The 13885-nt window shown below is 68.0% G+C and carries 9 protein-coding genes and 1 pseudogene; 7 read left to right on the forward strand and 3 right to left on the reverse strand.

The window, feature by feature from the left end; all coding sequences use genetic code 11:
• The first annotated feature begins 147 nt into the window (after positions 1-147).
• Positions 148-1686, forward strand: a complete 1539-nt coding sequence (locus OG625_RS37480) for a serine/threonine-protein kinase (protein WP_329389891.1) — start codon at positions 148-150, stop codon at positions 1684-1686.
• Positions 1687-1961: 275 nt separating this feature from the next.
• Entirely contained in the window at positions 1962-2459 is a 498-nt protein-coding gene (locus OG625_RS37485; RefSeq protein WP_329389893.1) for a hypothetical protein, read from the forward strand.
• Positions 2460-2538: 79 nt separating this feature from the next.
• Here OG625_RS37485 and OG625_RS41505 read toward each other — a convergent pair whose 3' ends face one another.
• Both OG625_RS41505 and OG625_RS37490 read right to left on the reverse strand, forming a co-directional pair.
• Positions 2539-3789 carry a NucA/NucB deoxyribonuclease domain-containing protein gene (locus OG625_RS41505; RefSeq protein ID WP_443067931.1) on the reverse strand — a complete coding sequence of 417 codons (1251 nt, stop codon included), beginning with the start codon at positions 3787-3789 and terminating at the stop codon, positions 2539-2541.
• Positions 3790-3954: 165 nt separating this feature from the next.
• Positions 3955-5820, reverse strand: a pseudogene (locus OG625_RS37490) (DNRLRE domain-containing protein); the annotation flags it as partial.
• Positions 5821-6588: 768 nt separating this feature from the next.
• Here OG625_RS37490 and OG625_RS37495 point away from each other — a divergent pair.
• From OG625_RS37495 to OG625_RS37505, 3 genes are all read left to right on the forward strand, one after another.
• Positions 6589-6732 (forward strand): hypothetical protein, encoded by a 144-nt coding sequence (locus OG625_RS37495; RefSeq protein ID WP_329389895.1) that lies wholly within the window; start codon positions 6589-6591, stop codon positions 6730-6732.
• A gap of 50 nt (positions 6733-6782) precedes the next feature.
• Positions 6783-7907: a zinc-ribbon domain-containing protein gene (locus OG625_RS37500; protein WP_329391267.1), complete on the forward strand. Its 1125-nt coding sequence runs from the start codon at positions 6783-6785 to the stop codon at positions 7905-7907.
• Between the two features lie 218 nt (positions 7908-8125).
• Positions 8126-8296, forward strand: a complete 171-nt coding sequence (locus OG625_RS37505; protein ID WP_329389897.1) for a hypothetical protein — start codon at positions 8126-8128, stop codon at positions 8294-8296.
• A 739-nt stretch (positions 8297-9035) separates the two neighbouring features.
• On the opposite strand, the gene OG625_RS37510 is transcribed toward OG625_RS37505, so the two are convergent.
• Positions 9036-10088, reverse strand: a complete 1053-nt coding sequence (locus tag OG625_RS37510) for a helix-turn-helix transcriptional regulator (protein ID WP_329389899.1) — start codon at positions 10086-10088, stop codon at positions 9036-9038.
• 295 nt (positions 10089-10383) lie between these two features.
• On the opposite strand from OG625_RS37510, the gene OG625_RS37515 reads away from it, so the two are divergent.
• Together OG625_RS37515 and OG625_RS37520 are read left to right on the forward strand one after the other, a co-directional pair.
• The gene (locus OG625_RS37515; RefSeq protein WP_329389901.1) at positions 10384-12468 is read left to right on the forward strand and encodes a tetratricopeptide repeat protein; all 2085 of its coding nucleotides are present in this window, start codon (positions 10384-10386) and stop codon (positions 12466-12468) included.
• Positions 12465-13724, forward strand: a complete 1260-nt coding sequence (locus OG625_RS37520; RefSeq protein WP_329389903.1) for an MFS transporter — start codon at positions 12465-12467, stop codon at positions 13722-13724. The genes OG625_RS37515 and OG625_RS37520 overlap by 4 nt, the downstream gene beginning before the upstream one ends.
• Positions 13725-13885 lie beyond the last annotated feature (161 nt).

The following is a 13885-nucleotide window of genomic DNA, read 5'->3' on the forward strand; positions in this document are numbered from 1 at the left end:
ATCACCTTCGCTTCCCGCATGGAGCGGGCGGCGTCCATCGAGTACCACAGGCCAACTCGAACTGAACGTGAACCGGCCGGCCCGGCACCGCACCTGAGCAGGGGGGGGCGTTCTCACGACGAGGCGCGTTGGGTTAGGTTCGCGGTCGTGACTCACGATCGCGGACGACTGCTGGCCGGCCGGTACCGGCTGGCCGAACTGCTCGGCCAGGGCGGCATGGGGACCGTCTGGCGGGCCCACGACGAGCAACTCGACCGGGAGGTCGCCCTCAAGGAACTCCGGCTCCCCGACGACCTCGACGCCTCCGGGCGGGAGGCCTGGATCGGCCGCCTGGACCGCGAGGCGCGCGCGGCCGCCAGGCTGAAACACCCGGGGGTCATCACCGTCCACGACCGGATAGCCGGCGACGACGGCCGCCCGTGGATCGTGATGGAACTCGTCCACGGCCGTTCCCTGGACGACCTGATCAAGGAGGACGGCCCGCTTCCGCCGGCCCGGGTGGCCAGGATCGGCCGCCAGGTCCTGGACGCGCTGCGCGCCGTGCACGCCACGGGCGTCACCCACCGGGACATCAAGCCCGCCAACGTACTGCTCGAAGGCGACCGGGTGGTGCTGACCGACTTCGGGATCGCCGCCGTGGAGGGCGAGCCCGGTCTGACCCGGTCGGGGGCCCTCATGGGGACCCCGGTCTACATGTCCCCCGAGCAGGTACGCGGTCTCCCGGCGACCGCCGAATCCGACCTGTGGTCCCTGGGCGCGACCCTGTTCACCGCCGTGGAGGGCCACCCTCCGTTCAGCGGCTCCGGTTCCTGGGCCGTCTTCGTAGCCGTCGCCACCGAAGAACCCGCCACCGCCGTCCGCGCCGGGGAGCTCGCCCCCGTGCTGACGGGCCTCCTCCGTAAGGACCCAGCGCAGCGACTCACCGCCGAGGAGGCGTACGACCTGCTCGCCGGACCCGCGGGCGAAGCCGAGGCCTCCCGGCCGGACCCCGCGCCGACATCCGCGTCCACGCTGCGGCTGGGTACGGCATCGGGCGCCGGCCGCGGGGCGGGACGGCTGACCCCACCGGCGCCTGGCCCTGCCCGTCCTGCCCAACGGCGGGGGTACTTGCTGGGCGGCCTGGCGGCGGTCGTCGTGGTAGCCCTGATCGCGATGCCCTGGTGGTTACCGGAGTCCGGATCCCCCGATGACGACGCCGGCCGCACCCGCGCGACTGACTCCAAGGCGCCCACCCACCACTCCCCGTCCCCGTCTCCCTCCGCTGCCGCACCCACCACGGCCGCCCCGTCCATCCCCGAACCCAACCCCAGCCTCACCCCCACGCTGGCCCCCACCCCCACGGGCAGTCCCACACACACCGCCCTCGACCGCCAAGCCATCGAGCGCGTCTTCGCGCTCTACATGAACGGCCTGGCCGACCACGACATGACCTCGCTGCGCCGAGGCACCTGCCCCCGACTGCGCTCGGGCCTGCTTGGATTCGCTCTCAACGGCTACTTCGTGGACCGCTGGGAACTCCAGCCCTTCGAGATTCCCAAGGGCATGAACGAGCTCAGCGTGGAAGCGAAGATCACCCGACGGGACCCCGACACCGGGGAACTCGCGGGCGACGTCCTCAACCAATGGATCATCGAGCGGGACGCGAACCAGCAGTACTACGTATGCGGCTGGCTCAACCAGGAGTGACCCGGCCGCACCACGTGCCGGGGCGGGGCAGGGCGCGGCCAAGTGCTCGCTCGTCGTCTGCGTCGTAGGCGGTGAGGCGAGCCAGTCCAGAAGCCAATCGTGGGTGGGGTGACGCGGGCTGGAGGCCACCGTCCTGGTCTTCGTTGCTCGCGGACTCGTTGGACTCGACTGCGCACCTCGTCGGCGCCTGCATCGGCTCACCGCGCACAAAGCCGTCCACGCGTCCGAGGGCATACTGCTACTCGCGACTCGATTGATGACATGTGAGGTGACCCTTGAGCAGGCTGCTGGATAGTTTCGAGACTACGGTTTCTCCGAGTTATCGCATATTTGGGCTGGTAGATACGAGCGTCGATACATATTCGCCGCACGCGGATCGTACGAAGTGGCTCCTTTCCGCCCCCGGCATGGTGTATCTGCAAGTGCCGCCCCAGGTGATTCGGGCGTCGGTCCGTCTGGAGAGCTGGTCAACCGCTCCTCCCGCAAGCGATGCCTCGTGGTCGGGCGCGGAGGACGTGGAAGTGGAGCTTCCCGAGGGTGAGCTCGCGCTGGAAACCATCGATGGAGGGCAGCAGGAGATCCCCCTGGTCCTGCCCTCGTCCGGTCTGTACGGGATGCGATGGCAGTGGATATTCAACCGTGAGCGCGGGGAGTTCACCTCTCCATTGGCGGGAACCCGGGAACCGCTGCCCATGCCGCCGGGCCTCGAAGAGAAGATGGATGGTACGGATCAGTACTGCCTGATTCAGATCTGGCGCACGGCCGCCGGCTAGGGACCGAGTGAAATGGGCGCGGGGCCGGTCGGTGGACCGGCCCCGCACTATGGCTGACTCAGGCTGAATTCCGTCCCGGTCAGCTGCCGATCACGACGATGAACGGGTCATGGCTCAGGATCCGGTCATTGTCGTACCAGGCGCCGAGGCGCCGCCCGGCTTCTTGGTTCTCGTTCGAGTCGATGTAGCGGACGGTGAAGTCGTCGCGGTACGGCTCTCCCTCGTACTGGTAGCGCGCGGCCCCCTGGTAACTGGACGCGAAGGGGAACTCGTCGCAGTCGCGCTGCTCTCCCGCCGTGGGTTTACCCGGTACGGCGGCGTTGTTGCACGTGCTGGAGACGACGGACCGGTTGGCGTCGTAGCGTGCCTGCTCGGTCGCTCCGAAGCCGGGCACGAGGCGGTACATCGGGTCCACGGCGGTCCCGCCCGGCAGCTTCTTGTCGCTCTTCGTCGGGTACGTGCCACCCGGGTTGTCGAGCGCGTCTCCGATGTGGTCCGCGACCGCCGCTACTCCGAAGTACGGCTCCACGGGAGCGGCGGGGTCGGACGTGTCGCTCCGGTCGTAGCGCAGGGCGGGTGTGGCATCAGGGAATACGGAGCCCACCTTGGCCCGTACGTTGTAGGCGGCGCTGTCGAAGCGGATCTCCCCCTGCTCACCCTCGGAGGGGATGAGCTGGGAGTAGCCGGGGAGCGTGAATTCGAGTACCGGGGTGAAAAGGCCCGTGGCAATCTGATCGCCGTTCGCGACATCGGGCAGCCTCGGTGCCAGCGACCACAGGTCGAACTTCGTGTCACCGTTGTACTTCCACTGGCTGGGTGAATCACTGCGGCCCGTGTGGAGACCTGGCTGGCAGGCGTCCTCCACCTTCGGGTCGCCGGGAACTCCGGTGGCCCAGTCCCCCTCACACTCCAGCTTCGCTTCCAGCTTGGCGCCGGCCTGGCTGAAATCACCGCTGGATATGAAGACGTCCACGTTGAAGTCGAACTCGGCGAAGCGGGTGAACGTGCTGCCGTCCAAGCCGCCCATCTGGCCACGGCCGATCAGGGTATTGGTCGAGATGAAAGTGCCCTTCAGATAGCAGCCCGGCGGCCACAGGCCACACCTGATCGCCGGCATGACGGTCATGGTCTCCTGGCAGTACGAGAACCGGTTCTTGATCCACCCGGCCTCGTTGTCCGCGTCGTCGGCGTTCTGGCATTCATCGACATCGGCGATGTACTCGTACGGATCCTGGCCGTTGTTCTCGGGCTTGCGGCCGCGGTTGAACCGCTGGCTGGGAACGGTGTACGTGCGCTCCCACGCGGCCATGGTCCCGACGGTCGGTGCCATTTCCGCGCTGGGCGCCGCCTGGGCCGACTGCGCCGGGGCAGGCTGCGCGGCGGACGGGCCGGTGCGCGGTGTGATGCCGAGCGCCTCCAGGTTGCCGTCCCTGTTCAGGACCTGCTCGACGAGGGCGGGGTCGGCGATCAGCGCGGGATCGCTGATCGTGTAGGTGTCGCCGGGCTGGAGCTTGGTGGGAAGTCCTGAGGCGGCGGTCTCCACGACGAACGATCGCCAGGGGGACCAACCCAGGTTGTAGTGGGTGCCGTCGTAGGCGTTGGTGCGGAACTTGTACATCTTGCCGTCGACGAGCTGCCCGGCCGGGACCTGCACGCTCGCCCACTCGCCGGGCGTGACGAAGTCGGAGACGAGCACCCCGTCACCGGCCGGCGTGGTGATCGGCGCGTTGGTTTCCGCGTCGTAGACCTGGAAGCTGCCATTGACCTTGTCGCCGTCCGCGTCCGCGAACTTGTCCCTCAGCGTCGGCGTGAGGGTGTCGACGGCCCACACGTCGTTGTAGGTCCTGAAGGGCGGACCGGCCTGCTGTGCCGTGCCGTCGGAGGGACGGTAGTTGTAGGTCACGGTCAGCTTCGGCTGGTTCGCGGTGGCGTTGCCGGAGTTGACGCGCTTCCAGGCGCTGATGTCGTCGGTGGCCGCGCGCAGGCCCATGTGACCGCGGGTGGCCTTGGCGGACGCCCAGGTCTGGACGAGGGTGTCGACGTCGGCGTTGATCCAGCCATCCGGCTGGGTGGCGGCGCAGGACGGATTGCCCTTGGTCTCGGTCGAGGAGTGGTACTGCTTGTTCCACGTGGGTTGCGCGGTCCAGCGCGAGGACGTGGAGGAGGCGCTGGTGTCCCAGACGGTCCAGGACTGGGCGCTGCAGTCGGTGTTCCCGGAGTGGAAGTTCCACAGCGCCAGGTTGGTGTCGACGATCAACGCGTCCTGGATCGGGGTGGTGTTCCACGTGATGAAGGAGCGCGCGGTGCGCGGGGTGCCGTCGGGGTTCTTGGTGCCGGGGTTGCCGAAGTCGAGTTCGATGTCGTTGGACCAGTCGACGGTCTCGCCCTGCTGCACGTAGGTGTCGAAGGTGTTCGCCAGTGCGGAGGTGGAGGGGTCCACGGTGACCGGGTACTGGGTCTTGGGATCGGCGAGGAACTTCTCGTCCGGGGTGACGACCAGGTCGATCGCGCCCTCGCCCTTGTCCACGACCTGCATGGCCACGCGGACCCGGTGCGTGTGCTCGCCGGACCGTTCGTCCACCGAGGCGTCCCACATGACGGGGGCGGGCATCGTCGCGCGCCGTTGACCTGTCCCGGCGTCGGTGAACGTCACCGACCCGTCCTCGTTCGCCTCGGCCTTCAGCCCCTTGGCCTTGACCGGCAGCGTGTAGGAGTAGGCGCCGGAGGGCTTCTTGCCGATCTCCACGAACTGTTCGAAACCGGTCCGGGTGGCCTCGACGATGACGTCGGCGCCGGGTACGGCCTCCCGGTAGCGGGCAGTGGTGCCGTTCAGCTCCGGAGCGGGAAGTCCGCCCTTCCACTGGAGGGTCACCGCCTGGTCGCCGGTGCCGAGGGTGACGAGGTCGCGCGGGGCGTCGTCCTGGGCGGCGGTCAGCGAGCGCGGCGCTGCGCCGCCCTTGCCCGCCAGGCGCAGCCCGTTGGGGTGCTCCTTCGCGGTCACGGTTCCGTCGGCGGCCGTGGTCAGTGTCGCGTCGATCGTGCGCCACTCGCCGGCCCGCCAGACCCGCTCCGGCCCGGAGGTCAGCTCTGAGGTGAGGGTGCCGTCGGGGTTGGCCACGGTGTAGGAGGTGGCCGTCGTCTCGTCGGAGGCGACGACCTGCTTGCCGCTCGTCTTCGCCTGGGCGACGGCCCAGGCCTTCGACCCCTGCGGGTGCTTGGCCGCCCGGGCCGGGTCTGTTTCCTTCTCCTTCTCCTTCTCCTTCTTCAAGGGGGACTTGGCGGCAGCCGGCGCGCTCGGCCCGCCCGGTGCCGCAACGGCTGTCTGGACGCCAGACGCGAAGGCGGCTTCTGCCGCCAGCATCAGCGCTGAGACCAGAGCTATTCGCCCGCTGTGGCGTCTGAGGCGGGAACGCCCGGCTGTGTGTCTGGACACGGATGTGTCATCCCTTCCGATCCTGCCGCTCGGCAAGATCAACAGGGAAATCTAGAGCCGGACTGCGTCCCGATTACATGCAGAATCGGTAATTCTGCGTGATCATGAACATGGTTGCCCACATGTAGTTGAGGGCTCTGTGGGGACTCCGCCAGACCTGCGGTGATCTTGTGGAGACTCTGTCACCACCGGCCTTCTGGGCTCCACCTCGACCGGGCCAAGACCGTGCCCCGCCAACCGAAGAAGGCTGTCGCAGCGAAGCCACGGGTGCGGTCGAGCGGGTGGCCGTCGACCGGGGCGGGTACCGGCACCCACTCCGGTACGTACGCCTACGACTGGACGCGAACCGACGGCCCCAGTAGGTCTCGAAATCCGGTTCCCAGTCGGTGTCGAGATCGGACTTGTCGGGGTCGTTGAGCAGTCCGCCTGTGATGCCGGCGATCGTCAGTACTTCTCTCGTGAGGGTCAGACCGCACAGGGCGGGCAAACGCTCGGTGCATTCGAAGCCCGGCACCGCCGTTTCGGCTACTTCCTTGCGGGTCAGGCATCTTCCGCCGTCTTCCCCGACTCGCAGGCACAGCGCCGTACGCGACGTCCTGGGTGTCGCGACTGGATCAGGGGGAATACCGGACGTCCTGACAGCCCCATGTGGTCTGCTGGGGTTGCCTGTTGAACGCCCAGACCAAAGGAGCAGACGTGCACCGTCGCGAACGGCTGACACCAGGACTCGGCGCCGCCGCGGTCCTCCCCGCCACCCCCATTGCCCCAGCCGGGGGCGCCACCCCCGGAGAGGTCGCGGGCTTGGGCCGCTTCGGCCAGGGCGCCGGGGCGGTGGTCTGACCGTGGCACGTACGTTTCCCGTGTCGTTGGCCGAGGCGTATCCGCAGCTGGTGGCGCTGTGGCACCCAGACCGGAACAGATCCTTGACCCCGGACCGGGTGGGTACGGGTGGCGGGAAGGTGTGGTGGCGGTGCCCGGCCGGTCACGAGTGGGAGGAGACCGTGATCAGCCGTAGGTCCCTGCCGAAGTGGAAGGGCGGGGACGTCACGGCGTGCCGGGAGTGCACGGGCTTCAAGGTCCGCCGTGTGTTCCCGAAGTGCGGGTGCGTGAAGATGGTCCAGCCCGGCACACGGGAGGCCGAGTACGACCAGTGTTATTGGTGCCGTAGCCGGGAGTTCGAGGAGAACGCGCCGCGCATCAAGGCCGAGCTGTCCGCAGCGGCGAAGGCCGCGGCCGGGCGCGCGGAACAGCTGTTGGACGCGGTCGCATTGCCCGAGGCGCTTCCGCCCGGCCTGGCGGTCGAGTGGCGGTATTGGGCGGCCGGCGAAGTACGCGGCGCCATCGCCGCCGAGCAGGTTCTGGCGAGGTCAGGGGAGGCCGAGCGCGCCCTGGCCCGGGTCACGGTGGCCGCGCAACGGAGCATGCCCACGCTGGAAGCGTGCATGGCGGCAACCGCCCGGGACGGGGTGGTGAAGATCCTGGGGCGAGCCTACTGGGCCGAGGGCTGGCGGTACCTGCTGTCCGGCCGGCCCCGGGAGCCGCTGGGCGCCGAGCACCTGGCGGCCTTCCGTGGCCACCTGGAGGGATGGCTGGAGGACTGGGCGCAGTACGTACGCGAGGAGCGGGAGGCGGGCCGCAGAGTGCCGGCCACCACGGCCGAGGTGACCGCGGCCCTGACGGAGGAGATCCGAGAGTTCCTCCGGGGCCTGGGCGACGGCGCGATGGTCTACGGGGAGGTGCGGGTGCCAGTCGTACCGGAGGGCAAGACGCGCTACGGACGCCTGGACCTGGTGGGGTGGTCGCCTTCACCGGCCATCCCGGAGTTCGTGGTGGAGGTCGATTCGGCGCCGAACCCGTCGTCAGTGCAGAAGCTGGAGTTCTGCCGGGACGCCGGCGCAGTGCCGCTCTGGGTGAGGTTCGGAACCGGCGGGGTGGAAGAAGTCGACGGGGTGGGCGTCATCGACGTACGGGAAGCCGTACGGGCTGCGACCGGCAGCCAGGCCGGGCCTGCCTAGCCGGGAGCTGCCCGTCGAGGCGTCGGCGGGCCTCGTTCGGCTCTCGACACTTCGACCCCCAGGTCGAACACGTCACGGTCCTCAGCGCTTCCTCCGGCAACGCAGAGGCCGGCGAGGCCCTGGAGCGGGCTTTCGAGACCTACTACCACCCCGACGAGGAACCCTCGGCCAGCCTGCCGGTCTCCGAACCTGTCACCATCACCACAGACGGGAAACCCGTGACGTTCGAACTCTGGCGCAACAGCAGCAACCGCTGCTGGGTCGCCCGGGGATGCGTCGAGCGCACCGACGTGATCCTGTCCGGCTCCGAGGTTGACCCCAGCGAGCTCAGCCTGGTCCGCGTGACCGACCTGACCTCGTTCTCGACTCCGTTCGCGCCCCTCGGGTAACTGAGCCTAGCCTTTTCCGATCTGGTGGTGCTGACCGCGGGCTGGACATGCCTGCGCAACGACGCAGCTCCTGGTAGACGGGTTCTCGATCAAGATCACCCGTGGCTCTGCCCTGCGTCGAACGCCGCCGAGGGGTGTGAGGGCGGCCGCTCGGTAGGGACGTGGCTGTAGTCGGCTCCGTGAACGCGCCGTACGTACTTCTCGCCGCCGCCGGGGACCCCGATCACGTAATCGGCGGGCTCCACCCCCTGGTTAGTCGTTGCGGACCCACAGCGTCACGGCTACCTGGCAGTGCCACCCGGACGGCGTCCATTTTTGGGCGAGGCGGTACGCCTTTACCGCTTGGCCGTGGGGGAGGGGGAGCCAGACCGGCGGGGGGAAGCGGCCGGGTCGGATCGGGCACGGTCAGGAGCGGGACAACTGCTTCTGCCGGGCAACCGGCATCGACTACACACACGCGGAGTTCGGCGGACGTTCGGCTACGACGGCAGGCAGGGGTGGTACTGCACGCTGGAGCGGTGGCAGCGAGCGGGGCCGCCCAGGCTCCCCGGGGTGGACCGGCTTCGCCCGCCGGGCGCCGCGCTGCCCAGGTGGCAGGGATTTTCGATGGTCGTCTTGCCATGCGGCTGCGGTGTGCGGACGAGTCCGGGACGACCAACTGGTACCGAGCCCGCAACTCATCCGTCGCCACCGTCCGCGACCGACACACCCGAGCTCCACCGACCCGCCCAAGGATTTCTCAGGCATCGGCGCCGCCGGCCTCCCGAAGACGCCGATGCTGCGCCACGTCCAGGACCAGCCCGCTCCCCGTCCCGGCCCCGCGGTAGTGGGCAGTCATGAGGGTCAACGTGTCGATCACTCGTTGGCGAACGGCTTCGGGGGCCAGCACCTCGGCGGCAGCGCCGATCTGCAAAACCCGTTCCACCGCGTCGTCCAGGGACTCGGTGGGGATGGTGATCTGCACCCAACCGTGGGCGTCTGGGGGTGAGACGACGCGGACCGGGAATCCCGGGCCCATGAGGTCGGTCAGGCGTTCGCAGCCCTGGGGCGAGATCCGCAGTGTCATGTCGTTCTGGCGCAGGTCCGTCTGGTAGCGGGCTGTTGCCTGCGCCCAGTAGGCGGCCAGGTCGAAGTCCTCCGGCCAGTCGAAGGAGCCTGGTGCGAGCGTGATTCGTTGGATGCGCCCGACGCGGTAGGTCCTGTGCTCGCCGCCGTCGTGAGGGCGGGCGACGAGGTACCAGGATCCCGCTTTGCAGACCAGTCCGAGTGGTTGCAGGGTGCGTTCCACATCGCGCGGAGGGGCCGGTGCCCACCGCCGGTACCGGATGGTGACGGGCGTGGACTGCCACACGGCGGCGGCAATGATCTTGAGGTGCGACGCCGGTTCGGGCTCGCGGAACCAGGCGACGGCGTCGAGGTGGAAGCGTTGACGGATCCGCCCGGCGCGGTCCGCGGCCTCGTCGGGCAGGGCGGCGAGCAGTTTGAGCTCGGTGGCGGCCAAGGCGGCGCCGAGTCCCAGTTCGGCGGCCTGGCCCGGCAGGCCGATCAGCGCGAGGACGTCGGCTTCCTGGCCGGTCAAGCCGGTGAGCCGGGTCTGCCATCCGTCGAGGAGGGTGTACCCGCCGCGCGGTCCGTCCGCGACGTACACCGGCACCCCGGCGGCCGAGAGGGCGTCGATGTCGCGGTAGACGGTCCGAGGCGAGACCTTCAACTCCCGGGAGAGGGCGGGAGCGTTGATCGGGCCGCTGGTCTGCAGGAGCAGGAGGAGATGCAGGAGACGGGTCGCACGCATCCGGCAAAAGTACTCCCAGAGGTATGACATGACCTGTCAGGGGTCGTGCTCCAGGATCGACGAGTCGGGCCGGCAACGGGCCGCCCCGGCCTGAAGGGAGATTGCTATGAAGAAGGTTGCGATCCGCAAGAACGGCATCATGGCTCAGGCATCTGCCGGCAAGGTGCACTGGTGCTCCTGCTGCTTCGAGCAGTGAGACATCGCGTCTAGCCGATTCTGATTTACGAGGGGATGGACGGCACGGGCTGCCGTCCATCCCCTCGCATGTTCGCGAGATGAGCTATCGACCCTCAGGATGAGCATGGGATCGCGTCATATCTGGATAAAGGCCGGGCGTGCGGCACAGCGCCGGGCGGCGGCCGCCACCTCGAGCGAAATCGACCTACTCGGACTCTATGACTGCCACCGGAACATCCGTGGACCGTATGGCGGGTGCTCGGATTTTCTTCGCAGTCTCGTTCCAGTCGTACTCGAGCGGAATCCGAAGCTGTTTTTCGGCCACGAGGCCGAACTGCTGGTAGTGGCCCCTGAGCTGTGCGAGATCGTCGCTCACCGACGGGAAACCCTGGTCGATCTGGCCTCAGCAGATGAGCAGATCCGATTTCACCCACGTGGGCGGACGTTGCGAATTGCGCACGGCGTCGCCGACTTCCTCGAAGCATTCACGGCGGGCCACGACGGGCCGGCCGCAGTCTTTTTCGACAATGTCGACCACGCCGATCAGACGACCGTCGAGCTGCTGAGCGTCCTGATGCGCCGTACCGACCCTTCCCGGTTGCAGCTCCGGATAGGTTCCGCTGGAGACCTGGAGTGGGCCGAGCGCTGCTCCGTGGTCCGTCTGGCGGAGGAGCCCGACGCGGAAGGTGAGCCCTGTTCCGATGATGTACTGGGTCGGCGGTATGTCGACGCCGACTGCGTGGAAGACAACCCCGTGACACTGGCGGCCTACGAGCGGGCCGATCCGACTCGACGGGCCTGTTGGCACAGCGAGCGCGCTGCCGAACTGGCGGTCCGGGGCTCGCAGGTGGTCAGGCTCGGTGCGCTTCCCTGGCATCTCGAGCGGGGCACCGAGCCAATGACCGCCGGTGTGGCAGCCCTGCAGGAAGCCGCACAGCACTGCCTGCTCTCTGGCTTCTACCACAGCGCGGTCGAGTTCGCCGAGCGCGGGCTTCGCCTGGTGAACCCTCGAACCGACCACCGTAACTGGTGGAACTTCATCACCGGACTGGCGAGTGCGCTGGCAGCTCTCGATCGGCCGGAGGAGGCGCTGGCCCGGTACCAGGAAGCGCGTGCCTCCACGATCAGTCCCAAGGTTCACATGGCCGCGGCCGGCTCCATCGCGGTGCTGCTCGCGCGCCATCTCCCGGATGAACAGCGCGACCTGACTGCTGCTCGGACCTGGGGAAACCAGGCAGTGGCAATCGCTAGCCTGCTGCCGGACGCCCGTGACCGGGTCGCGGCGAGCGTGTTCCACCAGCAGGCTCTCGCCCTGCTGGACGCTCGCACCGGCGATCTTGCCGGCGCAATGCAGACCATCGCCGACGGGCTCGTCGACCTCGAGCGTCAATTCGGGCCGGAAGGCCGGAAACTCGACCGGGCGCGTTTGCTGCACAATCGAAGCCAGATCCAGCTGAAACTGGGGCGACCCGACCTGGCGATCGCCGACCTGAACCGGGTGATCGAGCTCGACCCTCACCACGCGGACCACTACTTCGACAGGGCTCGGGTCCAGCGTGAACTCGAAGATCCGTTGTCTGCAGTTGCCGACTACAGTGCGGCGATCGCCCTGGGGCTGCCGTTTCCGGAGGAATACTACAATCGAGCTGACACCTGGTCAGAGATCGGGGAGCACGCCAGGGCTCTGGCAGACCTCGATCGCGCCCTGGTCCTGGACCCGGAACATCTCGAGGCGCTGATCAGCCGGGCAGCGCTCCGGTTTTCCCTTAACGACATGGCCGGAGCAGAGGCGGATGCCAGGCGCGGGCTCGAGCTGGCACCGGGAGAACCGCGCCTGCTCTGCTCGCTCGCGCTGGTGCACAGCGAGCGCGGAGAGCTGGAGCAAGCAGATGGCCTTCTTACGACCGCCATCGACCGGGGGGTGGGCATTGCCGAACTCTGGGCCAACCGGGCGGCGGTGCGTTTCGAGCGTGGCGACGCGGAGTCCGCGATCCGTGACCTGGACCAGGCTATTGAGCTCGACGACACTCCGCTCTCCCGCTTCAACCGGGCACTCGGCTATCAAGCGCTCCAGCGCCGACACGAGGCGGAGCGTGAGCTGAGGAATCTGCTGGCCAGGGGAGATGAAGTCGACCCCGGTCTCAAGGCGGAGATTCACACGCAGCTGACCAGCTGCCGGCTCAACACGGGAGAACCATCGTGATCGTACGGGGGGTCTTCGGCCATCACGACTTCAGGCAGTTGTGGATCGGCGATGCGATCAGCCAGTTCGGGTCGACAGTGAGCATGCTCGCGCTCCCCTTGGTCGCCCTGTCAGCGCTTGGGGCGAGTGTGGGAGAGGTCGGCCTGCTGACGGTGTTCGAATCCGTCGCGTACTTGCTGGTCGGTCTTCCGGCTGGTGCTTGGGTCGACAGACTGCCACGGCGCGCGGTGCTGCTGATCGGGGATCTAGGACGTGCGGCCCTGTTGGGCTCCGTGCCGTTGGCCTGGATGCTGGACGTGCTGACACTGGCCCAGCTCTATGGAGTGGCATTGGGCGTGGGGATCCTGTCGATCTTCTACGGGGCGGCCTATCAGAGCTACCTGCCGACTCTGGTGCGCAAGGAGCAACTGGTCGAGGCCAACGCTCGGCTGGAAGCGAGCAATGCCGTCGCCAATTGGGCCGGCCCAGGAGTCGGCGGCCTGCTGGTCCAGTGGCTCTCCGCGCCGTTCGCGGTAGTGCTTGACGCGCTGAGCTTCGTCGGTTCTGCCGTGTTCATCAGCCGGATCCGGACGCATGAGGTCCGTCCGCCGGTCTCCGCCGACCGCAAGCTCGGCCGCGAGATCCGCGAAGGGCTGCGTTTCGTCGTCGGCCATCCCGTACTGCGGGGTATCACCATGAGCACGAGCATCCTGAGTCTCTTCGGGTCCATGAGCGGCTCGATGGTGATCGTCCTGCTATCCAGTGACTTGGAACTCCCGGCCGGGTCCATCGGACTTATGTTCAGTGTGGCGGGAGCAGCTGGACTGGTTGGCGCCACGTTGGCCTCCAAAGTGGCAGCATGGTTCGGCCAAGGACCGGGACTGGTGATGGCAGTCGTCGTGAGCACACTCTTGGGTCTGGTCACCCCGGTTGTCCAAGAGGGTTGGCTGGTCTGGTGCTTCGTGGTGTCCAACAGTCTGGGAATAGCTTGCGCCGTGATCTACAGGATCATCCAGGTGAGCTTCCGGCAGCGTCTCTGTCCGCCGGAGTTGCGCGGTCGTGTGAACGGGACTGTCCGATTCCTGGTGTGGGGGATGATGCCTATCGGTGCGGCAATCGGAAGCGGGCTGGGTGTCTACTACTCGCCCCGGACAGCTTTGTGGGTGGCGGCAGTCGGGGCGACGACGGCTGCGCTTCCGCTCCTCCTTGCCGGGCTGGCGCGGATGCGCGTACTTCCAAGCGACCCGAGCGACCGGCCGACTGTGGAGATTGGCTGAGCGGTTTGGCGGCTGTGTTGGCTCACTGGATCTGCGCACGGTGCGGGACACCAGGGCTCCGGGCGGCCAAGTTCTTTGAGTCGTCCAACAGCGACAAGCTCACAGCCATACCCCGAACCCCCGGGCCCGCCGATCTTACGAATGACTGGTTGAGACCCACG

Source organism: Streptomyces sp. NBC_01351 (genome assembly GCF_036237315.1).
Taxonomy (GTDB): Bacteria; Actinomycetota; Actinomycetes; order Streptomycetales; family Streptomycetaceae; genus Streptomyces.

Bases quoted from the DNA above. Each gene is read 5' to 3' on its own strand.
- OG625_RS37515 (WP_329389901.1), top strand. From the start codon at position 10,384: ATGAGCATGGGATCGCGTCATATCTGGATAAAGGCCGGGCGTGCGGCA.
- OG625_RS37510 (WP_329389899.1), bottom strand. From the start codon at position 10,088: ATGCGTGCGACCCGTCTCCTGCATCTCCTCCTGCTCCTGCAGACCAGC.
- OG625_RS41505 (WP_443067931.1), bottom strand. From the start codon at position 3,789: ATGGCACCGACCGTCGGGACCATGGCCGCGTGGGAGCGCACGTACACC.